This window comes from Fibrobacter sp. UWB3 (assembly GCF_002210405.1).
In the GTDB taxonomy this organism is placed as follows: Bacteria; Fibrobacterota; Fibrobacteria; order Fibrobacterales; family Fibrobacteraceae; genus Fibrobacter.
The window spans coordinates 374,832-396,981 of the sequence record NZ_MWQJ01000001.1 but is presented as its reverse complement, the minus strand read 5'-3'; the positions used below and the strand labels follow the sequence as shown (position 1 = coordinate 396,981).

Annotated in this window: 18 protein-coding genes; 9 read left to right on the top strand and 9 right to left on the bottom strand. The window is 48.6% G+C overall.

What is annotated here, in order from left to right:
- Positions 1–46: 46 nt before the first annotated feature.
- Together B7991_RS01705 and B7991_RS01700 are read right to left on the bottom strand one after the other, a co-directional pair.
- Positions 47–6,541, bottom strand: a complete 6,495-nt coding sequence (locus B7991_RS01705; protein WP_088629304.1) for a glycoside hydrolase family 9 protein — start codon at positions 6,539–6,541, stop codon at positions 47–49.
- A gap of 220 nt (positions 6,542–6,761) precedes the next feature.
- Entirely contained in the window at positions 6,762–7,454 is a 693-nt protein-coding gene (locus B7991_RS01700; protein ID WP_088629303.1) for a hypothetical protein, read from the bottom strand.
- A gap of 229 nt (positions 7,455–7,683) precedes the next feature.
- Here B7991_RS01700 and B7991_RS01695 point away from each other — a divergent pair, with 229 nt between their 5' ends.
- Positions 7,684–9,321, top strand: coding sequence for a fumarate hydratase (locus B7991_RS01695; RefSeq protein ID WP_072826902.1), 1,638 nt, complete (start codon positions 7,684–7,686; stop codon positions 9,319–9,321).
- Positions 9,322–9,436: 115 nt separating this feature from the next.
- Positions 9,437–9,802 carry a hypothetical protein gene (locus B7991_RS01690; RefSeq protein ID WP_088629302.1) on the top strand — a complete coding sequence of 122 codons (366 nt, stop codon included), beginning with the start codon at positions 9,437–9,439 and terminating at the stop codon, positions 9,800–9,802.
- A gap of 76 nt (positions 9,803–9,878) precedes the next feature.
- On the opposite strand, the gene B7991_RS01685 is transcribed toward B7991_RS01690, so the two are convergent.
- Both B7991_RS01685 and B7991_RS01680 read right to left on the bottom strand, forming a co-directional pair.
- On the bottom strand, positions 9,879–11,609 hold the full coding sequence (locus B7991_RS01685) for an arabinofuranosidase catalytic domain-containing protein (RefSeq protein WP_088629301.1): 1,731 nt from the start codon (positions 11,607–11,609) through the stop codon (positions 9,879–9,881).
- A gap of 114 nt (positions 11,610–11,723) precedes the next feature.
- Positions 11,724–12,275 carry a pseudouridine synthase gene (locus B7991_RS01680; RefSeq protein WP_088629300.1) on the bottom strand — a complete coding sequence of 184 codons (552 nt, stop codon included), beginning with the start codon at positions 12,273–12,275 and terminating at the stop codon, positions 11,724–11,726.
- A gap of 35 nt (positions 12,276–12,310) precedes the next feature.
- On the opposite strand from B7991_RS01680, the gene B7991_RS01675 reads away from it, so the two are divergent.
- Positions 12,311–13,066, top strand: coding sequence for an acyl-[acyl-carrier-protein] thioesterase (locus tag B7991_RS01675; protein ID WP_088629299.1), 756 nt, complete (start codon positions 12,311–12,313; stop codon positions 13,064–13,066).
- Positions 13,067–13,264: 198 nt separating this feature from the next.
- On the opposite strand, the gene B7991_RS01670 is transcribed toward B7991_RS01675, so the two are convergent.
- Positions 13,265–13,798 (bottom strand): carbohydrate-binding family 9-like protein, encoded by a 534-nt coding sequence (locus tag B7991_RS01670; protein ID WP_254917804.1) that lies wholly within the window; start codon positions 13,796–13,798, stop codon positions 13,265–13,267.
- 366 nt (positions 13,799–14,164) lie between these two features.
- Between B7991_RS01670 and B7991_RS01665 the strand changes: the two genes are divergently transcribed.
- Positions 14,165–14,497 (top strand): SpoVG family protein, encoded by a 333-nt coding sequence (locus tag B7991_RS01665; protein ID WP_235002928.1) that lies wholly within the window; start codon positions 14,165–14,167, stop codon positions 14,495–14,497.
- A gap of 12 nt (positions 14,498–14,509) precedes the next feature.
- The gene (locus B7991_RS01660) at positions 14,510–16,039 is read left to right on the top strand and encodes a YifB family Mg chelatase-like AAA ATPase (protein WP_088629297.1); all 1,530 of its coding nucleotides are present in this window, start codon (positions 14,510–14,512) and stop codon (positions 16,037–16,039) included.
- On the opposite strand, the gene folB is transcribed toward B7991_RS01660, so the two are convergent.
- Positions 16,036–16,404: a dihydroneopterin aldolase gene (folB, locus tag B7991_RS01655; protein ID WP_254917803.1), complete on the bottom strand. Its 369-nt coding sequence runs from the start codon at positions 16,402–16,404 to the stop codon at positions 16,036–16,038. The genes B7991_RS01660 and folB overlap by 4 nt on opposite strands.
- Entirely contained in the window at positions 16,398–17,456 is a 1,059-nt protein-coding gene (locus B7991_RS01650; protein WP_088629295.1) for a hypothetical protein, read from the bottom strand. Before B7991_RS01650 ends, folB begins: the two co-directional genes overlap by 7 nt.
- Positions 17,457–17,851: 395 nt before the next feature.
- Here B7991_RS01650 and pgk point away from each other — a divergent pair, with 395 nt between their 5' ends.
- The 3 genes from pgk to B7991_RS01635 all read left to right on the top strand — a co-directional run bounded on the left by pgk (position 17,852) and on the right by B7991_RS01635 (position 20,594).
- Complete coding sequence (gene pgk, locus B7991_RS01645) at positions 17,852–19,108, top strand: phosphoglycerate kinase (RefSeq protein ID WP_088629294.1); 1,257 nt, start codon at positions 17,852–17,854, stop codon at positions 19,106–19,108.
- A gap of 305 nt (positions 19,109–19,413) precedes the next feature.
- Positions 19,414–19,863: a hypothetical protein gene (locus tag B7991_RS01640; RefSeq protein ID WP_141099819.1), complete on the top strand. Its 450-nt coding sequence runs from the start codon at positions 19,414–19,416 to the stop codon at positions 19,861–19,863.
- A gap of 245 nt (positions 19,864–20,108) precedes the next feature.
- Positions 20,109–20,594: a hypothetical protein gene (locus tag B7991_RS01635; protein ID WP_088629292.1), complete on the top strand. Its 486-nt coding sequence runs from the start codon at positions 20,109–20,111 to the stop codon at positions 20,592–20,594.
- A 12-nt stretch (positions 20,595–20,606) separates the two neighbouring features.
- Here B7991_RS01635 and B7991_RS14745 read toward each other — a convergent pair whose 3' ends face one another.
- On the bottom strand, positions 20,607–20,762 hold the full coding sequence (locus tag B7991_RS14745; RefSeq protein ID WP_176421738.1) for a hypothetical protein: 156 nt from the start codon (positions 20,760–20,762) through the stop codon (positions 20,607–20,609).
- A gap of 195 nt (positions 20,763–20,957) precedes the next feature.
- Here B7991_RS14745 and B7991_RS01630 point away from each other — a divergent pair, with 195 nt between their 5' ends.
- Complete coding sequence (locus tag B7991_RS01630; RefSeq protein ID WP_088629291.1) at positions 20,958–21,305, top strand: hypothetical protein; 348 nt, start codon at positions 20,958–20,960, stop codon at positions 21,303–21,305.
- A gap of 109 nt (positions 21,306–21,414) precedes the next feature.
- Here B7991_RS01630 and B7991_RS01625 read toward each other — a convergent pair whose 3' ends face one another.
- Positions 21,415–22,032 (bottom strand): hypothetical protein, encoded by a 618-nt coding sequence (locus B7991_RS01625; protein ID WP_088629290.1) that lies wholly within the window; start codon positions 22,030–22,032, stop codon positions 21,415–21,417.
- Between the last annotated feature and the right edge of the window lie 118 nt (positions 22,033–22,150).

Here is a 22,150-nt window from a genome sequence, read left to right as displayed (position 1 = left end):
AAATGTCTCCTAGGCCGTTAAATCCAGGAGACTTTTTTTCTGATTTTTACATTTTCCTCTTGAAGCCGAATGTCTTGGTTTTGCTATCGGAAGCTTTCTCTGCCTTGATTCCGGCTTTTTCGCATGATAGCTTGTAATCGTTGCTGGACTTGTCAAAATTCGTGGCGCAGAAGGATTCTGCCGTGAGGTCGAATTTTGCAATATAGGCTCCAGTTCCAATCTTGTTGCCCTTCTTGGCTACAGGAGCTTCGTTGTCTTTGGCGGCCCATTCCAGGCTCAACTTAAAAAGACCGTTATTGATCAGGTTTCGCATCTCTGCAAATTTTTCTTTTGGAATATCAAGCTTATAGGTGTTGATGTACTGTCCGAGGTTGTCATAGAGGTCCATGACGACTTTCAGGCGGAAATCGTACATTGGCAATCCTTCGTGAGTCGTAAAGCTTGCGGACGGCATCATGACTTCGATTTCGAAGTTCGGGCCCGAACTGAAATAAGCTGCCGTATCCACTTGACCGAGAACGGAACCGTCTCCGTTGATAAAGTTGTGCTTGCCGTTGATGACTGCGCTTGTGACGAAGGATTCGTTGGCGATTGTTTCTGGGCGCCCGATGTAGGCTTCTGCCTTTGGCTTAGAAACAGGCTTGGTCAGCGTCACGTTGAAGCGGATCTTGTCATTGCCTGTGATGCGTACGTAGGGGTTAGAAATTGTCGGTGCAATTCCGTTCTTGTCGATGAATGCTGAACCGAGTATGTCTGGGACGAGACGGACGCGGTCGCCGGCATGGAAGACGTTATCCTTTTCGTTGTAGGTGAATAGGTAGCTCTTGCCGTAGCCTTGTGGCTTTTCGGATGGAATGTATTCGTCGCGTTCCCGCTGTATGTACTTGCCTGTTTCGAGTATATTTACCGATTCAGATATGTTGACCGTGAGTAAACCACTGACTAGACGTGCCGAGGTGATGATTGGGGGGCATTTGTCGTAAAGTGTGTAGGTGGTTTCGAAAAATCCATTAGTAATGCCTTTGTGCGGGGAAATCGTACCGTTTCCGTCATTTTCGCCGCTTGTAGAACCTATTGGATAGGCTTTGTTTTCTGGAATGTTGATTTCGATAATGCTATACGTGTTGACGGAATCCTTTTTCGTAACGGAGTCTATTTGCACGGAGAACGGTGCCGATACGGAGTCACGGATTGTCCAGTAGGATTCCTTTGGCTTGATGACGCCGCCTGTGGTGTCCGCCGTTGTGATAAAGCTGCGTGTAATGCCCGGATTTCCCCAGCTCGTCACGATGCTATCGAACATGTCCTTTGTTTTCAGCTTGCTTTCGAACATGATGTAGATTTTGTCCGGAATGCCGTCGCCTTGGATGTCTATCATTTCTGCGTGATAGACCGGAACTGGGCGGCTGATGAGCGTTACTGGTACCGTAGGCTTGCAACCAGTTGGATCAATCGGATTGAAACTTTGGTCGGTAATGGAATATCCGCCGGTCGTTCTTGCGCTAGCCAGGGCTCCGATGGGTACTAGTGTATTGTCCTTGTTTCCGCTGATGATAAATTGCCAGCTCCTTCCGTTGTTTGTTGTTGTACCTTTTCCGATGACGGTTGGTACTCCTGCTGCTCCCGAAATGGAAAGCGGCCATTCGCTTTGGGATGAAAGGATTACCGGTTCTGAGAATGTTATCAAGACGGTATCAAGGTCGTTGTTGTCATTGTCCGATTTTTCGAGAATCGAGACACTCACGAGTGTGGGGAGGATGCCGTCCGTTATTTTTGTCGTTTCTGCATTAGGCGTGCCCTTGTCTGCAATGTAAGTCGTGATTTTTCCGGACGGGGTTGCATCGGTCGGGATAAGGCTTGTGTCAATAGGGATGGTGACTTCATTCAAGTCCGCATATTTCGAGGCTGTAAGCGGAACCTTTATGGAGTCTGTCATGCCTTCGATAAAGTACTTGATGCTGTCAAGCGTGTATCCCTCAGTAATTTTGTTCGAAAAAATGATTCTCAGCTGGTCTGCTTTGTTGTCGCAGTCGGTATCTTCGGCGAGAACCTTCTGTGGCGACGGAATCTTGGATATGGCGTAGAAGGACTGTTTTGAAATATCGTCTTCATCATCCGGGTCGGTATAGACAACCTGGATGGTGTCGCCTGCGAAGAATGAAATCTCGGAAGTCTGGTTTCTCGTTTCCTTGGAATGGTTGACGGCGGTAATCGGCCCGCAGGTAAAGTGGCCTGGATTTGCTGCATCTGCTTTCAAGGTGACGGTGAGTTCGTCATTCCTCTTGCTGTTGATGATTTGGACATCGATCGTCTTTGTGTTGCTCTTGATTTTATCTTTGTCCATCACGTCAATGTAGAATGTCGTGCCTTCTGGATTGGCAGGGCTGATAATCGGGTTGCCGTTGACCAAGGCATCCTTGATGACAAGCTGCGATTCCGTGGCATCGCCTTTGGAAAAGTTCACGTAGTAGGATCTGTTCTCGAAGGCGCATCCGCCGTTTTCTAGGCATGCATCGCATGTGGGGTCAGGCCCTGCGAACAGGGTTATATCGACCTTTTTGCTTCCGATGCTCATTTTGACCGGAATGTCGAGATCCCACATGTCGGTCGGAATATCGTACTTGGCGATGATTTTTGTTCCTGATTCGTCAAGAATCCATTTATTCAAACCGTCAACATATGGAACGCCACTCACTTTGACGCCGTTGGCCCAAATCTTTGTAATGTATCCTCCTTCAGAAATGTGAGCCTTGCCGGTGACGTGGACGGTGCTGCTGGTTTGGTCGATATCGATATGGGAACCGTTGGATACATTGAACGGTGGATCAAGTACCATGTTGATTTTGTAGTTCGCTCTTTTAGTCTGCATTTCCTTCTTGGAAGGACTGTAACCCCAAATAAATTCATCCTTGCGGTAAACGGATACATACGGATTCACCGGAGCCGCGTCAAAGTCTTTGTCTCCTTCGTCTTTTTCGATACACGGCATGCCGGGGTAATCCAGTTCTTCGCCGTTTGCGCGAGAGTGCGGCATCCAGCTCCAGTCACCCGGATTTTCGTCCAAGGTTGGGGCGCCCGGAGTTTCGTTGGACGGGGCATACCATTTGTTGCCAGAATAGCAATAAAGCTTTTTGTTTGGCGCTTCGTTCATCAAGTCCTTGTAAGGTGGGTACGGACTGCGGTGATCAAATCTCACGTCAAAGCGCAGGCGGCTTGAACTTTTGATGACTGTGGAGCCGAGGTTTAGCGGGAAGTACCATTGCCATGTTCCAGTAGCATCGTCGTAGGTGTCTTCAATTTTGACAGGATGGGCGTCGCGCAGGAGTCTTGCAAGTTCCTCGATGGTTTCTTCAGGGCATGAGCCGCTGAAACCCGCTTCGTCATAGTCGTTACAAATGTCTGTACCCATGCCGATATCGTTTTCGATTTCGTCGGTACCGCGCATGTAAAGGCGGATGGTCAAACTGTCGAATGCTCTAGATTCGTTATTGAAAATGTTGATGTTGACCATGGCCATATCGACCTGCCAAGGGTACTGGTAAGTCTTTACACTAAAGTCGTACCACGTGACGGGTGTCGTGAATTTTAACGGCTTGCCGTCATCGTCGACATTGGCAAATGTGCCATTGCTTTCGACCATGAAGTAATAAGTCGTCTTTTCCTTGAGCTCACCAATCTTTACGTAATGGAACTGGGTCGGAATGCCAGATACATCGGCGTTTCCTGCACCGGTATTGTAGGCGTATTCGGCTGCTGTAGAGTGCGGCTGGATGTCCCAGTAAATTCTGGATTCGTATTCGCCGTTCGGGGTGTACCACATGATTTCGGCGCTGTCTGCAGATACGTTACAGACGGTGACGTTGGTGATTTCTGCGCTTTCAACGGAACTTAGGGTCGTGAATGAATACGGCGTTTGTGTGCTGTCGACGAGATATTTGGGCTTTTCGTTTTCAGGCTTGTAGGCGTTTGCCCCTGTAACGTAGAAGTAATAGGTGGTGCCGGGCGTTAAGTTGCGGAGGACGATATCGTGCTGGACGCCTTTAAGGTTGTCTGTTGCGGTAAGCGAGTATTCACCTTCTGTGGTGCCGTAATGAATGACGGCTGTTCCTCGTATGGTCAGATTTACAGTCACGATGGCGGAGTCTGCGCTTTTGTGGCGAATCTCTACGCTTATGTCTGGCGCCTGGGTCATATCGAATTTGTGGGCGACAAGGCTAACCGCGCCTAAGAACGTAGCAGAGGCGTCGATGCAGACTTCGGATTTTTCATAATCTTCCCAGCTCATTGTCTTGGGAACAAATGAATTGGCTCCACCGGGCTTGATGCCTCCAAGGAAGGCGCCTGTGGGGACTTTATACGGGTAATGACCGCCTGGAACATTTGTTCCTTCTGGGTTTGAAGCGCGGTGGTGCGGGTGGGCATCATTCTTGTCTCCGACGCCGTAGATAAACGAAATGTCCCACGGATTCACGCCAAGCATGTAGTTCATCTGGTTGATGGCGAGCTGCTGCATTTCGTCGGTTTTCCAGTTGGGGGTGCCCATGTGCGGGAGCGTAATGCCTTGAGCTTTTATGCTTTTGGCAACATCGACATACGCCATGACATCAAAGATGTTGCCTGCTTGGTAGCGGTTGTAAATCCAATCCCCAGATGGCGAGGCCATGTTGTACCAATCGGCGTCGTATGTCACTTTATTCTGTTTCCAGATGATGCTGCCCATGGGTAGTTCTATGGAGGCTCCGGCACCTTCGGACATGTCGGAAACGTTATAAATCAAGTTGGCAACGCAGTCTTCAACGGCGTTCAGCCATTCATCTTCGGTCAGGCCGTATTGCGTAATCGCTTTGTTCTTGTCGGCGAGGATGAGCTTGTACAAAGCGTAAAGGGCGAATGTGTAGCTGTTTGCCCAACTCGTGGACTTTACGTTTTTCAAGAATCCCTTGTCGTTTGTGACGAACCAGCCGCCTTCGAAGCAACCGGCGCAGTTTTCCATATATTCCTGAGTTGGAGCCGTTTGCCCTTTGTCGCCAATTTTTACTCCTGCTGGCACTAATTTCCTGGTACGGATCATATCATCGGCGTATTGCTTGTCTCCGGTGGCGTAGAGAAGGGCTACAGAGGCGAGTGCCAGGTCGTCGTAGAATTCATTGTTGCCGTTATAGGCTTGACTGGACCAGCTTGCTGCAGATGTGTTGTTCTTAATCGGCTTGTCGCCGTCATAGGTGCTTTTACCTTGAGCGATGGCTTTGGCCAGGCTGTACATTTTTTCTGCAACCATCAAGCAGCTGTCCGCAAAATCTTCGTATTCGGAATAATCTTTGAACATCTTGCCAAGAATGGCAAGGCCTGCGGCTGTTTCACCGCCGATATTCGAGCCTATTTCACCTAAACGGACCATTCTTGAACTAGGGCCGCCTCGGTCTGTTGCAGAAGGGGAGCCGTCTACCGGAATGCCATCCTGATTTTCCGGGCGTCCCCACCAACCGTGGTCAGAACCTTTGGCTCCAATGGAAAGTGCCATGTCGTCGATGACGCCTTTTGCCCTTACAAAGGAACGGAGTACAAAATCGGCGCCGTGCTTCGCTTCGCGGAGCATGTCGGGGATACCGTCGCGTCCGCCTGCTCCATGGTTGTATTTGTAATGGTCTACGTCTACATCCGGGTTTGTTGCCGCCATGACCGCAGCGACCATGAAGGCATACATCTGTGTCTGGGATTCTTTCAGGTGGTCACCGCAGTCATAGTAACCGCCTTCGAGAGTCCCTGCCATTGATGCGTCGTAATAGTTTCGAACTTCTGTTGCATCGCCGACGGTTACTGCACCGGCGCCATCTTTCGTGTGGCTTGATGGGTGAAACCAGGAATCTCCGTAACCGCTGCGGTTGATGCCGTAGAATTTGATGGCGGCATCCTTGACCATAGTGTACACCTGGTCCGAAATGATGAACGTGCTAGAAATTTCATTGCCAACTTTAATGCGGAGGCGGGTGTCGGTGGGGAGTCCCTGCGGAATGTTCCCAATCATGATGGTGCCGGATTGACCGGTAATATCCACTTTATAGCGCATCTGGTCATTTGTGGCGGCGTTTGTGCCTGCGACAATGGTCCAGTCAGAGGATGTCGTGTGGCCAGAAGACTTTAGCGAGCCGGTAATGGCAGGGCTAAAAGGCTTGCCGTTGACATCGACAATTTCAAAGGTGGAGGCTGTTCCGATGTAGTAGAATTGACGTTCCTTGTCGCTTTCAAGGTAACCCGCTTGGTTTACGCGGATTGGCGACATGTGGTAATTGATGGCATCGAGATAAGCCTGGTCTAGTGTATCGACAATATAGGCGTTTGGCGCGTAAAAAGGAGTTGTCCTGATTTTGGGAACGGTATTCTTTTTCTTGGTGACCGATGCGTCATAGTGATCAAAAACGGTCGTGTCCCATGTTAGCGGAAATGTAGGCCTGATTAGGTCATATGGAGTGGGTTGTTCTTGTTGTGCGATTGCTAAGGGTACAACAAAAAACAGTATCAAAAGATACTTTATAATAGACATTTTTCCTCCCAAACATGGAAAATGCAAAAAAAATATTTTGCTTAATTACTTTATCTTATCTAGAAGTAAAATAATTTATTTACATGGGGATGACTTAAAATAAATTTATTTCTGTTCTCTAGCTGTTCCTCATTTTTGCAAAATTTTTGGACGCTCAAAAAAAAGACCGTCCTTGCGGGCGGTCTCCAAATTTTTAGAAAAGCGTTCTTAAAATCGCTTATTAGTCCCCAGTGAAGATGATCACGAGAACAGAGGCGATGAATGCTGCAGAAACGGCGATGAATTCCCATGGATTGTCCATGACTGCGGATTTTGCCGTGCCGCTTGTTTCATTTTCGACGTTCTTCTGTTCTTCTTCAGCCTTTGCCTTAGCTTCGGCTTCAGCGGCCTTCTTTTCTTCTTCGGCCTTGGCGAGAGCTGCGGAGTCTACCGGAGCTTCGGTCTTGGCTTCGAGAACTTCAGTGGCTTCAGCGGCCTGAGCCTTTGCTGTGTCAGCGACGGCTTGTGCCTGAGCCTGTGCGGAATCTGCTGTTGCAGTCACTGCCTGTGCGGCGTCAGCGGCTTGGGCCTGCGTTGCAGCTGCTGCATCTGTTGCCTGGGTCTGTGCTGCTTCGGCGGTGGCGGTTGCCTGAGCCTGTGCTGCATCAGTCGTTGCTGCGGCTTGAGCCTGAGCTGCAGTTGCGGTGTTGTCAGCTGTTTTAGCTGCTGCAGCGGTTGCTTCTGCTGCCTGAGTCTGGGTTGCGGCTGTGGCTTCAGCAGCCTTTGCCTCTACTGCGGCCGGAGCTTCGGCTGCTTTTTCTACCTTGGCGGCGACGGCCTTCTTGGCCGGAGCTGCCTTGCTAACCTTTTTTGCGGCCGGAGCTGCAAAAACCATAGCTGCCGAAATCATCGTGGCGAGCAGAATCTTTTTCATTATTCAATCCTCTTAGAAAAGAAAGTTTTTTGTTTCGTTATCAAAAATAATACATCTTCTGTGATTTTGGTCATGAAAAAAGTAAAAAAGTTCAAAAAAATTGTGAAAAAGGGTGATGAACGGTCGGTTCTAGGGGATAAGTGGAACAAAGTTGGGTAGCTTTTTCGATGGAAAGAATTATTTTTACAGCCGAAAGTAACGAAATAACCCTTAACCCCTATTATCTACTATGGCATTCAAATACGAAGCTACCGTCCAGCACGGTGAAGATACTACCGAATACGTAAATCTCGGTAAAGATGGCGTTTCTGTCGCCGAATTCGAAGGCAAGAAGATCCTCAAGGTTTCCAAGGAAGCTTTGACGAAGATCGCTCAGGCTGCATTCGAAGAAGTTGAATTCTGCCTCCGTCCGGCCCATACGGCCAAGGTCGCCAAGATTCTCCAGGATCCGGAAGCTTCGGATAACGACAAGTTTGTCGCCCTCACCATGCTCAAGAACGCATGCGTTGCCGCTAAGGGCATTCTCCCGTTCTGCCAGGATACCGGTACGGCTATTTGCGTTGCCCACAAGGGCCAGCAGGTCTGGACGGGCTTTGATGACGCCGAAGCTATTTCTGAAGGTGTCTACAACGCTTACACCACCAAGAACCTTCGCTACAGCCAAATTGCTCCCTTGACCATGTACGAAGAAAAGAACACGGGCTGCAACCTCCCGGCTCAGATTGATATCCATGCCGAAGAAGGTGCCGAAATGAAGTTCTTGTTCGTCGCCAAGGGCGGTGGTTCTGCTAACAAGACTTACTACTGGCCGATGACCAAGGCGCTCCTCAACCCGAAGTCCTTGGAAAAGTTCCTCGCCGAAAAGGTGAAGACGCTCGGTACAGCCGCTTGCCCTCCGTACCACCTTGCTATCGTGATTGGCGGTACCTCTGCCGAAATGAACACGCACATGGTGAAGCTCGCTAGCTGCGGCTACCTCGACGATATTCCGACGAGCGGTTCTGAAGGCGGTCGTATTTTCCGCGACCTCGAAATGGAAGAAAAGGTTCTCCACATTTGCCAGAAGACAGGCATTGGCGCCCAGTTCGGTGGCAAGTACCTCGTACACGATGTTCGCGTGATCCGCGCTCCGCGTCATGCTGCAAGCTGCCCGGTTTCCATCGGCGTTTCTTGCTCTGCTGACCGTAACATCAAGGCCAAGATTGACGAAAACGGCCTCTGGCTCGAAAAGATGGAACACCATCCGGAAAATTATATCCCGGCTGGCAACGCCGTGAACCTTGCTCCGGCTATCGAAATTGACCTTGACCGTCCGATGAAGGAAGTGCTCGCCGACCTCACCAAGTATCCGGTGAAGACGCGTCTTTCCCTCAAGGGTACGATGATCGTGGCTCGCGACATGGCCCACGCGAAGATTGCTGAAATCTTCGACAAGCAGGAACGCGGCGAAGAACTCACGGACGAAGAAAAGACCGTGCTCAAGGTTGTTTCTGACCACCCGATTTACTACGCTGGCCCGGCCAAGACTCCGGCAGGCATGCCGACGGGTAGCTTTGGCCCGACGACGGCTAACCGCATGGACCCGTACGTGATGCGCTTCCAGAGCAAGGGTGCTTCGATGATCATGGTCGCTAAGGGCAACCGCTCTCAGGACGTGACCGACGCCTGCAAGAAGTACGGTGGATTCTTCCTCGGCTCTATCGGCGGTCCGGCAGCCATCCTCGCTGAACAGAACATTCTCAGCAACGACATCGTGGCCTTCCCGGAACTCGGCATGGAAGCCATCCGCAAGATCACCATCAAGGACTTCCCGGCATTCATCTTGGTCGATGACAAGGGCAACAACTTCTTTGAAGGACTTATCTAATCGGATGAATTGTCATTCCCGCCTTGAGCGGGAATCTCCCTTTCATTAAGAACGTCCCGCAAGTTTGTGCTTGCGGGGCGTTCTTGTATATAGGAATTTGTATATATTTAAAGCGATGTTTAAGGCTTTGCGTATCGCTGTATTTCTTTTGATGTGCTGCAGTTCTGTAGCGATGGCCCAGCTTTTATCTGATGTTCAGAAATCTCAAAACGAAGAGAATGTTTGGGTCCCTGAATCTGTATTATACATGTCTCCAAATTTACCCAAATGCATGGACTTAGGGAACGGATGTCTAGGGGAAAACCTTAATTATGATAAAGTAAAAGATGGAATAGAGTGGGACAAGTGCCGTAATGGAGATAAGGATTGCTATTTGACAAAAAATGTGAAGAATGCGGAACCCTTTGTTAAAGCTCTAGTACAGCCGTTTATCTATAATCACGAAAAGCGTGAACGCCAGTCCGGCGAATCGTCAAAATAATCGTAATGTAATTGCTATTGAAAAAAGCAGACTTCTTTCGAAGCCTGCTTGAATGAGTTTGGTTGTGAGGAGTGTGTTATTTCGTATTTGAAATTCGAATTGTTTTGCTATTGGTCTTGATGACGTAAATGCCACCTGGTAGATTTACACGAGCTTTATCCCAAATGTTTTGCATAGAGCTTTCGCTTGCTTGGAATGAGGTCACGCGGTTCCCAAGGACATCATAGACGGAGTAAGCTTGCGATGAATTTGTCCGAATGCTGAATTTAGGCAATGCCGTTTTTTCTTTGGCCGCAGCAATTTCAATCCAATCGAGATTAAAGTATGGCTTGTCTATTCGAATTTTGAGTACATGGTCGCCCGCGGTAATTGCAGGTACGGTCGTTGTGACGGTTTCGAAGTTTTTCCAGTCACCGGTGTTGGGAACAGTGATTTTAGCGATATCTTTATCATCAACGAGAATGGAGAAGAATGTGCTATCGCTTGGCGACGATACGCGTGCGGTAATGTCGAGCGAATCGTTTTTGGAGACTTTTATCGTATAACGCAGCCAATCGTTGGCATAACCCCAGCCGTAAATAATGGCGTCGCCTGCGCTGTCGAGGCCTGCATTGTCTTCGCGGTAGAGCGAGTTCTCGTTTTCAATGTCGGTGTCCAAGAATCCCTGACCGTTGCCGCCCTTGTCGTAGTTTTCTGCTTCGATTTTTCCCGGGATGGTAAGCGTATCCTTAAACGGTTCAATCGGATCAGGCTTCTTGAGTTCAATTTTACTTCCATAACCGGCAGCGACAATGTTTGCTTGAACTTTATCGTCAATAGAATCTGGCGGGTTGCCGATTGTCATGCAGCCTTCGAAGAATGTTCCTGCGCCGCCATCGCTGCCGTCACCGCCGTTGCCGAGGACAATGGCGCCTTGGAGCTTGCGCGGACTATAGCCTCTTTTGCGGGGACCATCCCACATAGTGGTGAGCTTTCCTTCTTGCGCACTGCCGCCTTTCAGTTTGAATGTGCCGTCGTTCGGTCCTTTGAGCATGGCTGTAGCGTAGTCGGCATCAATTGTTTGTGCATCTGGCCATGGGGTAGTATGTGTTCTGCCCCACATGTATCCGGCATCGTTGCCTTTGAACACGCCGTCTTCCAAGTCGGCGGCGACCCATGGGCCTGTGCCTTGTCCAGGACCGCCCCAATCCTTGTCGTCACCGAAATAAATACATTCCATGGTTCCCGGGCCGTCGTCATTGCCGGTTGTTTCAGCGTTGCCGTAGTTGAAACAGCACATGTCATTGTAGTGCCTGCCATCGACCACCATGTACATGGATTCTTCTTCGTCTCCGGTAGCGACACCTTTGGTTTCGTTGTTGCGGTAACCTGTAGAAGACCACGCGTCGCGATAAAAGCCGTACGCTTTTCGACCGTTGATGTAGATGGGCGCCCTGTCGGCGATGGCTTCTCTGCCGCCTTCTTTAAGCCAAAAGACGGGAGGCGATTTTTTCAAATCGTTTTTGTAACTACTCTGGTCATAAATGATTGAAATTGTGCATTTGGAGCCTGCACAAAAGTCGTCTTGCACGGAAGATTTGACATAACCTCCCATGGTCTCAACCGGAATGTCCTTGGTTTCGCCGTCGGCACGGCGGACCTGGTAAAGATTCCCGTTGTAATTGCCGTACAAGGCTCGGGTTAAACTGTGTGCGGCTACGCATGGCGTATTGGCTCTTGCGTAAATGTCGCACGGACCTTCGTTAGCATAGACTGTTATGGCTGTAGCCGCTAACAAGGCTACAACCTTGATTGTTGTGTATTTCATCCAAATATCCCCCTTTGGTGATTACTATTAAGAAAATATCTCTTTGAAGGGGGATAAATATTGGCTTTTAGAAATCTTCCATTGTCAATTTATCAAAGGCGAATAATCGGATGTTTAAATAACTTTGTCTGTGACGATGCGCCATTCGCCGGGCTTTAATTTGCCAAGCGGGATGTTTCCGATTTGCACGCGGACAAGGCGGAGCGTGGGGAAGCCTACGGCTGCAGTCATGTGACGGACTTGGCGGTTCTTGCCTTCGATGAGCGTTAAACGGACCCAGCTGGTGGGAATGTTTGCGCGGAAACGTACTGGCGGATTGCGTTCCCAAATCCAGTCCGGGGCTTCGACAATTTCAGCTTTGCAGGGCTTCGTGTGGTAGCCCTTGATGTCTACTCCTTTTGCGAGCTTGCGAACGGCTTCTTCGGTGATTTGGCCGTCTACTTGCGCGAGGTATGTGCGTGGGTGCTCGTATTTTGGGTCTAGAAGCTTTTTGATGAGCTTGCCGTTATCGGTCAGGAGCAAAGCGCCCTCGCTATCGTGGTCGAGTCGGCCTGCGGCGTACACTCCTGGCGGAAATCCGAAGCTATCGAGGGCGGGGTGGCCCGCTTCGGGGGTGAACTGGCTCAAAACACCAAAAGGCTTATTGAAAATAATAACGGTAGACATGCGCCCAAATGATAAAAAAAATTATATTAAAAACCATGATTGATATTTATACTTTGGCGAAAAATCCGCTCGTGTTCCAAAAGCCGAGAACAATTACTTCGGCTTATATTGATGTGTCTGGAAAGATGGGTCTTGCACAGACTGTGCTCATGGTCCAGGACAATATTACTGAAAATTTTGGCGCCATGAAAATGGATAATTTCGTGGTGAAAGAAAAGGGCGGCTTCTGGGTCGTTTACAAGGCTAAGTTCAAGTTCCTCAAGCGCCCGTATTGGCGTGACAAGGTTGTGACGACGTCTTTTCCGGCGGATAATCAGCTGATTCGTTTGAACGAAAATACGGCAATCACCACGGTGGAAGGCGAACCGATTATTTTTGCAAAACAGGAAATGTGCTGCCTCAGTCTCGATCGCCATCGCCCGATGCGACTTTCTTCGGTGGACTTCCCGACGGAAGGTTTCCCGGAAGCGTTTATGACGGATGAATTCGACCGCTTTAACGTGAAGCCCGAAGAGTACGAAGAAGTTTATCAGCAAAAGGTGCTGCCGCAGCATATCGACATGTCGCACCACATGAACAACATTGAATATGTGAAGCTTGCGCTCAATGTGTTTAGCGCTTCGGATTTGGAACTCTGCATTCCGTCTGAACTCGAAGTTCATTACTTGGGCGAATCCGAAGAAGGGCAGACGATGAGAGTCTTCCGTGCCGATCACAACGGTGCTACGTACATGCGAATTCTCGACGAAAATGATCGCCCCGTCTTCGAGATGAAACTTAGAATGATGTAAACTATTACGCTCGTCGTCATTCTGACGACCGTAGGGCGGAAGAATCGAGTGCGAGGTGAGCAAAGCAGGGCTGCTTGCAGACCTATTTTTGAGCCGAAGCCTCGGACGGCGTAGCCGTCAATCCAGTAATTTCTTGAGTTCTTCGCTAGACTTGACTGGATCTTTCCGCCGTTGGCGTCAAGATGACGAGATGCATCTTTATTGCTGCAATATCTGAAAGAATTCCGGGCGGTGAAAGTCCGGTTTTTCTGTTTCTATGCGGAATGCGCTCAGGTAATGGGGCGTGTTTGCTTTATCGGCGCATTTGTAGAGGTTTCCGCGGAGTGGCGCCTCGAATGCTTTTATTCCAAAAATCTCGGCAGGAATTTCGACCGTCATTGTCCAATAGACAGAATCGTCCTGAATGCTCGGCGCTGTTCCTGAACGCTTGATTTTCGCGATAGTGTCGAGCGGAAGCGTTTGTCTGTTGTTGCGATCGTTTCCTCGGGCGGCGAGCACAAAGCCTCGGCTTGTCGTTTCGAAGTTGAAATATTCGGCTGGGTTCGTTGGGTTCTGCAAAAAAATTTCCACGCAGGAATCTTCCCAGCTGCGTCCGTTGTCTTCTTGAACGGCGGCGCGGTAGCAGTCCAAAGGTTCTTCTACGGTAAACTTAACGACGACGCTGTTTGTCGTTTGCGAAAACTCGGCTGTGACCATTGGGTGAATGATTCCCTGGTTGGCCGTCCATTGCATATTCGGTTTTAAAAGCATGGGTAGAAGTTAGAAAAAGTTATTGGTAGTTGGTCATTGGTTATTGGTCTTTGGTTGATTGTTGAAACTAAAGATTTTCTAATGACCATTGACTAATGACTATTGACCTTATTTTATAGCTTTAATTTAATGTGGATAAAGTATTGAATTTGATTAACTTATATGAATTAAAAAGACTGATTAATCAGTGGTTAAATCGATTAATCACTTTTTTATTTGAATGAAAGTGCTGAAATTTGCTTAAAAACGCCAATTTTTGCTTTGGCACGCCTTTTGCATACTGTGTTGTGTTCCGCTAGAATGCGAGTGCATTTGCCTGCGGTTAATCTTCAAAAATAGGAGGCCGATATGGCTGAAAAAACAGAAAAGAAAACATCGTGTATCCCTGCAATGTCCCCGGCGTTTGACTGTCTTGCCGTGACGAATGTTCAAGTTTATCCGTTCAAGGAAGGGGCTAATCTTGGCCACATGAAGGGGATTGCGACAATTGTACTGAATGACCAAATTCAGATTCGTGGGCTCCGCGTGATGGATGGCGAAAATGGCATGTTTGTGGGGTATCCGCTTGATACATTCTACAAGGGCGAAGATTACCGCACTGTATGTTTGCCGATTACGCGACAGCTGCGTGAACATATCGAAAATTGCGTGCTTGAAAAGTATCAGGCTGCAGTAGCGTAAGGTAGGTGCAAATTGTTTCGTAGAATCCGTTCTTATTGCTTGTTTGGAATAAAGGCTGTTCCCGTGAGTGTAGAAGTCGATGCCTCTCAAGGACTGCCAGGTTTTACTCTTGTTGGGCTTCCGGACAATGCGGTAAGGGAATCTCGAGAGCGAGTCGTTTCGGCAATACGTTCCATCGGGAAAGTGGTGACTGGTTTCCGTACAACGGTGAACTTGTCGCCTGCGGATTTACGAAAGGAGGGGAGTGCATTAGACCTTCCGCTAGCGATTGGCTTGCTTGTTTCGACTGGGGAAATTGAAATTCCACAGCTGGATCGCTATGTCTTTGTGGGCGAACTTTCATTGGATGGTTTGTTGAAGCCTGTCCGTGGAGTGTTATCTATCGCAATGAATTTGTCTACAGAACGTGAGCGCATTCTCGTTATTCCGCGCGGGAATGTGCAGGAAGCCTCGCTAGTGGAAGGTCTTCGTTTTATTTGTGCGGATACACTTGGGGAATGTGTTGAAATTCTAGAGCGCAATTCAAGCCAAGATGTGAAAATCTCAAAAGGGATTGCGTCGTGTCGGGCGGATATTGGTAATGGCGTTCCTGATTTTAAGAATGTGGTGGGGATGGAAGGTGTAAAGCGAGCGCTTGAAATTGCTGCTGCGGGAGCGCATAATTTTTTGCTTGTGGGCTCTCCTGGTGCGGGCAAGACGCTTTGTGCGAAATGCTTGCCGGGAATCCTCCCTGAGATGACGGAACAGGAAATCTTGGAAACAACGCGAATCCATTCCTGTGCGCGTCGTGCTGGTGATTCTGATGAGTTTAAACCTGTACTTACGCGGCCATTCCGTTCACCGCATCATTCGGCGTCTATGGCTTCGCTTGTAGGCGGTGGCACACGGCTCTTGCCGGGCGAGGCGAGCTTGGCACATAATGGCGTATTGTTCTTGGATGAGTTGCCTGAGTTCAACCGGAGCGTCTTGGAAGCTTTACGCGAGCCGATGGAAGAAGGTGAAATCTCGGTTAGCCGAGCTAGCGGTACTGTGGTGTGGCCTGCTCGATTTATGATGGGGGCTGCTATGAACCCGTGCCCATGCGGCTATTCAATGGACCCGAAACGCGAGTGTACTTGCTTGCCCGAGGCTCGCAAACGTTATCGTGAAAAAATCTCGGGACCGCTATTGGACCGTATCGATATCCAGGTGAGCGTGCCACCTGTAGATGCTGCCATGTTTGCGATAAAAGGGCGAGGGGAGTCGTCTGCGGATATTCGCAGGCGCGTGTGTACTGCACGATCTGTTCAGCGGGAGCGCTTTCGCAATTTGACTTTTAAATCCAATGCCGAAATGTCGTCGGAATACGCACGGAAATTTGCGGAGATGACTCCTGCTGTAGAAAGCTTTGCGGTAAATGCCGCTGCTAAAATGGAATTGAGTGCGCGCGGATACTTTAGGTTGTTAAAAGTCGCGCGCACGATCGCTGACTTGCGCGGCGCCTCCGCCGTTGATATTATGGATCTTTCAGAAGCTTTGCGCTACCGCGCCTTTAGAGGCTAATCTCTACTAATCTTAATGCTTGCTTCGGCGCCAAGGCAACCGGGAACGGCTTTGGGCTTTGCGACGGATACTTCGACGGCGGTTGCTTTGGGGTAATGCTCCAGAACGTATTCCGCGGTCTTAACGACCAGAGTCTCGACTAGCTTAAAACAAGAAAGGCGGATGAACCCTTTGAGTTCTTCCGCCAGCTTTGCATAATCGATAGATTCGTTTAAATCTTCAGTTTCTGCAGCTTTGGCAAAGTCCAACCAAAGGGTCAGGTTCAAGATGATTGGCTGTTCGTTTTCGCGTTCGTAGGGGAGTATGCCTACAATGCAATCAAATTGAACGTCTTTGAGTCGGATTCGCCCTTGTTCCATTACCATGCGAACAACACGATAGCTGTTGTCAAGGAGATTGCTGTGACGCCGAACCAGATGTTGCGGCCCATAGCGTAAGAATCCTTGGTGTCCGTGTTAACCTTCATTCTGTCTTGGAGGTCTGCATAAGTCCAGCCACTAGCCATGAATGCGCCTCTATTAGTTTCAGTCGTAGCGTTTCTTGTTGTCTTGTAGTGGTCAATGCAAGCTTTCTGGTCCGTGACACCGTTAATCTTGCTGCAAGCGGTCTTGATCTTGTCTTCGACGATGTCAGAAACTTTCTTAAGCTTCTTGTAGGCGTCGTTTGCTTCGCTAGACTTCATCTGCTGGTAGATGCCCATGACGGCGCTGCCTGCTGCAACTGCGGAGAGGGCGACTGCGCTCCAGAAGCGGACTTCGTCAGCAATACCGAAACGGTCGGTAACATCTTGTGCTGCTGCAGAAGCGGAGTAATCGCGAGCATCGGCACGAGCGTTAGTGCTATTCAAGTCACCGGAAACATCGTAGTTCTTGCCGCTTTTTGCTGCAATGATGTCTTCGTCGCAAGAAACGTCAAATTCGTCGCATTCCTGCTTCGGAGCAGAGGCGCTTTCAGCCGGAGCTTCGCCCTTGAGGTCAACCTGTACGCCGTTGACAAATGCGATTGCGGACGTTGCACCCGGGATGTAAACGAACTTGCCGTCAAAGTAAACCTTTTCTGCGTCATCACCCGGCTTCATGCCGCGGCGAACGTAAAGCTTGGACTTCACAACGTTTTTGTAAGAGGCGGTAGAAGGAACGCTCAACGCTGTCATGGAAGAAATATCACCGACATCACCGATGTAAAGCTGATAGGCGTTAATGCCGGATTCCTGAGCAAACTTCTGACGGAGAACGATTTTTCCAGAAGGAACAGATGCTGCTTCATCAACAGAAACTGTGTTCAGTTCGCCGTAAGAGGCAAAAATCTGATTGTCAGACGAGACGGCATCTTTTGCCGTGAAATCAGCAATATCATAAACTCCAGCGAATGCTGCTGCAGCGGAAAGGCAGAGGGCCAATAAGAAAGAACGCTTCATCGTATCTACTCCGAATAATCCAATTTTTTTGGAAAATATATAAAAAAAACACCAGTAATGAATTATATAATTTTTTTTCACGAAAGGAATCACGATTTGGGCGAATAAATTATTAGTGTGATGAAAATATCATGTAATTATAGGGTTTAATTGGCTTCGTTTGTAAACGTCTATTTACAAAATGCAAGGCTGGGCTAAATGGGGGGGGATGGGGTTGGCGCCTTCTTGTGAAATCGGAATTAGGAAATTGTCGCAGCTCTCGCCTTTGACGCTCTTTGAGCGTCTTTTGCTGGGCTCAAAAATGAATCTGCAAGCAGCTTCGCTTTGTTCGCCCTACGCAAAAGTTACTATATTTTCCCGCGTGAAATTTTAACCCTAAAAAAGAAGGTGCTATAATGGCAAAGCTTTCTATCGAAGATCTCGAACTCGCCGGCAAGCGCGTGTTCATCCGTGTCGACTTCAACGTTCCGCAGGACAAGGTGACTGGTGAAATCACCAACACCAAGCGTATCGAAGCCGCTCTCCCGACCATCCAGTACGCTCTCGACAAGGGTGCAGCCGTCGTGCTCGCTTCCCACCTCGGCCGTCCGAATGGCGAAAAGAACATGAAGTACACGCTCGCTCCGGTTGCAAAGAAGCTCGAAGAACTCATCAAGAAGCCGGTGAAGTTCCTCTCCGACTGCGTTGGTCCGGAAGTCGAAGCCGCCTGCGCCGCTATCAAGCCGGGTGAAATCATCCTCCTCGAAAACCTCCGCTTCCACATCGAAGAAGAAGGCAAGCGCAAGATCAAGAACGCTGATGGCACCGAAACCAAGGAAAAGGCCGACAAGGAAGCCGTCAAGGCATTCCGCGCAAGCCTCACCAAGCTCGCTGACGTTTATGTGAACGACGCTTTCGGTACCGCTCACCGCGATCACTCTTCCATGACTGGTGTCGCACTCCCGCAGCGTGCCGCTGGTTTCCTCATGAACAAGGAACTCAAGGCTTTCGACCAGGTGCTCAACAATCCTCCGCGTCCGTTCCTCGCCATCCTCGGCGGTGCAAAGGTCGCTGACAAGATCCAGCTCATCAACAACCTCCTCGACAAGGCCGACAAGATCATCATCGGCGGCGGCATGGCTTTCACCTTCAAGAAGGTTCTCAACAACATCGAAATCGGTTCTTCTTTGTTTGACGAAGAAGGTGCCAAGCTCGTTCCGGATCTCATGGCTAAGGCTAAGGCTGCTGGCAAGGAAATCATCCTCCCGGTTGACTACATCGCTGCCGACAAGTTCGCTGCCGATGCTGCTACTAAGGCTGTCACGGATGCCGAAGGCATTCCGGCTGGCTGGATGGGCCTCGATGTGGGCGCTGAATCCACCAAGCTCTTCGTGAATGCTATCAAGTCCGCAAAGACCATCGTCTGGAACGGTCCTGCAGGCGTGTTTGAATTCGAAGCCTTTGAAAAGGCTACCAAGGCTATGGCCGACGCTATCGTCGAAGCTACCGCTGCTGGCGCAATCACCGTGATCGGTGGTGGCGATACCGCTACGGCTGCCAAGAAGTACGGCGCTGACAAGAAGGTGACCCACACCTCTACGGGTGGTGGCGCATCCCTCGAACTCCTCGAAGGAAAGGTTTTGCCGGGCGTCGCCGTCTTGACCGACAAGTAAAATTTGCCCATAGGCGTCGCGAATACTTCGTTGTCGGGACTCTCGCTGTATGTCTTATACAGCTTCGGTCCCTCCGCCTCGTCTCGCTAGCCTCTGAACAAATTTCGATTTTAAAGACTCTGCAACATAGTTTGCGGAGTTTTTTGTTATTCGGTTTCGGGTCTGCGGCCTTGCTCTGCTCGCAACTGAACCATTACTAGGATTTTGTTGACTAACAAAATTTTAAAGTCCCGACTTTTCTAAGTCGGAATTTTGCTTTATAGGAACTCTCGCTCGCGAGGGTTTCTTTTTTTATATTAATTCGCATGAAAATTATTTTGTTGTGTGTCGCGTTGTTGATGATGCCATGCTTGGCTGATGAACCGGCTACTGTTACGCCAGTTGATTCTGCTGCGTATTATCAGAAAATGTATGAGTACAATTTGGAAAAATATCACACCGATGTTTTTGTGAAAGACGTGATGTTCTGGACTTATATCGGAGGCATGATTGCTTCTGGTTGTATCTCTTTGCCTGTGGCTTTGGGGGCGGGAGTTCGCGGTGGAAAAATATCTACCATGGAGAAGGTTGGGATTATTGCTCCTTTAGCTATTATGGGAACTGCTGGTCTTGGGTATATTACTTTTGAAATTGCGACATTAGTTCGCCGCAGTAAATATGAAAAATACTATCAAAAGTGGAATGATTATCAAATCGTGCCTTTTGTGAATCCCGTTAATGGGGGTGTGGGCGGATTATTGTCGTTGAATTTCTAGAACTGCAGGACTTATTCCTGTCAGTGGAATGGTCTTCGGGGCTTTTTCCGGATATGCTTGACTTGCGGTCTGCTTTTTTGTATATTAACAATAGAAACAGGGTGGTAGGTCGCCACCTGAGAAAAAAAGAAAGGCCAAATTGATGAAACAGGGTGGTAGGTTGCCACCTGAGAAAAAAAAGAAAAACCAAAATTTGCCGCTTCTTATATGAAAATATAAGGAGCGGCTTTTTTGTTGAGGAGAAAATGAGCCGAATTACAATCGTTCATTTGAACGAAAAATTTTTTGAAGAGCATGCTCAGCATGTTGAAATATTAAAGAAACCAAAAAGACCACATTTGGTTTTGATTTTGAAAATAGCTCAGGGTACGTTTGCTATTCCTTTTAGAACAAGTGCTCACTGTCCTAAGACAGGTCGTATTTCGCATTGCTTTTTCTTTGCAAAATCTGGTCGAAAATCGTTAAGCACGACAGGGCGTATCCCGGCTCTTGATTTTGCGAAGGCTGTTATTGTTACAGAAGATGATATTGGAGATGTAACAAGGATTGATGCAAATGAATTTAAGGAATTGCAAGATCATTTCCGCGAAATCGAGACGAAGTTTCAGAATTATCTAAGATATTATGTGAATTCAATTAAGACACAGACGAATTTGGATGCCCCTGAAATCAAGTATTCTTCACTGCAATATTTTATGGATACTCTTGTTGAAATGGATCTTGAAAAATAAATGGTTTTCGTTTTAACCTTGCTCGCCTTGCTTTGGCTCGGCGGTTTCGTCGTGTTCCTCGATTTTACTGACTTTGGTGAACCAGTAGTCTTCGCTGTTGATGGAACTCATGTTGCCGATGAGCTGGTCGAGGTCGAGATTCTTGATGTCGTTGTTTTCGTTAGGCATAGCTAGAATATAAAAAACGCAGAAAGGGAGGTTCCCGCTCGGCGGGCGGGAAAGACTTTAAAATTGGCGGATTTTACGTCATAATTTCAAAAATACGACTGCTTTTTACGTAAATTTTGCCGAAAATTTGAAATTAGGATTTTCAGTGCCTGTCACGAATGTAAATTTACATTGTCTTTTGCGAAAGGAGCTTTTATGTCAATTGCCGAATTTTCGAAGAAATTCCATGCGGATAAGCGCGGTAACTGTGCCATGGCGGTTGCTTATGGTTACGCCCGTGCAACGGGCAAGTCCGAAGATGAAGCGGTAAAGGCCGCTGAAATGTTCCGTACTTTTGGCGGTGGCAAGGCTCCGGACGGCTTGTGCGGGGCGCTCTATGCCGCGAAGATGATGCAGCCCGACCACGCTGAATCGATTGAAGATGTCTTTAAGCGCGGTGCTCAGGGCTGTACCAAGTGTAAGGAAATTCGCCCGAATAAGATTATCCCGTGCAACCGCTGTGTGGAACTGGCGGGCGAGGCGCTGGATTTTTTGGAGAAATAACTGGATGCTTCGGGCGTTTGCCCTCAGCATGACGAGTTGTACATTGTGGGCTTTCGCCCTCAGCATGACGTGATTAGGTGCTTCGGGCTTTCGCCCTCAGCATGATGGTCTATACCCTCACGTTCAAGAGGTCTTCTTCCCAGGCGTCTTTTTGCTTGCGGAGAGCTTCGAGAGACTTGTCGTCGGCGGTGCTTTCGTCGCGTGCCTGCATGAGCTGCTTGTAGCCTTCGGCGAGTTCGCTTGCGTGCGGGTAGTCCGGTGCGAGTTTTGCAAGGGCCTCTAAAATGGCGTTGTCCGAATACAGGCGGGCGATCCCTTCGAGGGTGCGCTCGATATACTTTTGAGTTTCGTTGCTTTGCTTAAATGATTCAGCCTCTTCAAATTCAAGAGGCTTTATTTTGTCCATCCACTCGCACTCTTGAGCGTAGAGATCGTTATCTTCTGCAATGGCGTCTTTACGGCCGAAAATGGCCAACTGAGATTTGAGGAACGGACGGTAGCTTTCAATGTCTATTTTTTGCGATGTTTGCTCGAAAAAATTGCCAAGATTCTTGAGATTTGTTTCGGATGGATTGTTCAGAAGGCATTCTTTGAGGACTGCAAGCTGATCTTTTGGCGGGAGTCGCTTGAAAGATTCGGAACGGGTGCTGTTGGCGCGGATTCTGAGGCGTAAAATGCGCAACAGCAGAAGCATCATGACAATGAAAAATACAATAGACCAATTCATGGGCGGAAAAAATAGATAATCTGCGTCAAAAAATGATAGATAAAAGAATAAATTGCCTGTATTATACGGGTATCATTTAAAAAATCTCAAAAAAAACTGTTTTTACATATATTTTGCA

Excerpts from the sequence above, each read along its gene's own strand:
- B7991_RS01705 (WP_088629304.1), bottom strand. The coding sequence starts at position 6,541 with ATGTCTATTATAAAGTATCTTTTGATACTGTTTTTTGTTGTACCCTTA.
- B7991_RS01700 (WP_088629303.1), bottom strand. The coding sequence starts at position 7,454 with ATGAAAAAGATTCTGCTCGCCACGATGATTTCGGCAGCTATGGTTTTT.
- B7991_RS01695 (WP_072826902.1), top strand. The coding sequence starts at position 7,684 with ATGGCATTCAAATACGAAGCTACCGTCCAGCACGGTGAAGATACTACC.
- B7991_RS01690 (WP_088629302.1), top strand. The coding sequence starts at position 9,437 with ATGTTTAAGGCTTTGCGTATCGCTGTATTTCTTTTGATGTGCTGCAGT.
- B7991_RS01685 (WP_088629301.1), bottom strand. The coding sequence starts at position 11,609 with ATGAAATACACAACAATCAAGGTTGTAGCCTTGTTAGCGGCTACAGCC.
- B7991_RS01680 (WP_088629300.1), bottom strand. The coding sequence starts at position 12,275 with ATGTCTACCGTTATTATTTTCAATAAGCCTTTTGGTGTTTTGAGCCAG.
- B7991_RS01675 (WP_088629299.1), top strand. The coding sequence starts at position 12,311 with ATGATTGATATTTATACTTTGGCGAAAAATCCGCTCGTGTTCCAAAAG.
- B7991_RS01670 (WP_254917804.1), bottom strand. The coding sequence starts at position 13,798 with ATGCAATGGACGGCCAACCAGGGAATCATTCACCCAATGGTCACAGCC.
- B7991_RS01665 (WP_235002928.1), top strand. The coding sequence starts at position 14,165 with ATGGCTGAAAAAACAGAAAAGAAAACATCGTGTATCCCTGCAATGTCC.
- folB (WP_254917803.1), bottom strand. The coding sequence starts at position 16,404 with ATGGTAATGGAACAAGGGCGAATCCGACTCAAAGACGTTCAATTTGAT.
- B7991_RS01650 (WP_088629295.1), bottom strand. The coding sequence starts at position 17,456 with ATGAAGCGTTCTTTCTTATTGGCCCTCTGCCTTTCCGCTGCAGCAGCA.
- pgk (WP_088629294.1), top strand. The coding sequence starts at position 17,852 with ATGGCAAAGCTTTCTATCGAAGATCTCGAACTCGCCGGCAAGCGCGTG.
- B7991_RS01640 (WP_141099819.1), top strand. The coding sequence starts at position 19,414 with ATGAAAATTATTTTGTTGTGTGTCGCGTTGTTGATGATGCCATGCTTG.
- B7991_RS01635 (WP_088629292.1), top strand. The coding sequence starts at position 20,109 with ATGAGCCGAATTACAATCGTTCATTTGAACGAAAAATTTTTTGAAGAG.
- B7991_RS14745 (WP_176421738.1), bottom strand. The coding sequence starts at position 20,762 with ATGCCTAACGAAAACAACGACATCAAGAATCTCGACCTCGACCAGCTC.
- B7991_RS01630 (WP_088629291.1), top strand. The coding sequence starts at position 20,958 with ATGTCAATTGCCGAATTTTCGAAGAAATTCCATGCGGATAAGCGCGGT.
- B7991_RS01625 (WP_088629290.1), bottom strand. The coding sequence starts at position 22,032 with ATGAATTGGTCTATTGTATTTTTCATTGTCATGATGCTTCTGCTGTTG.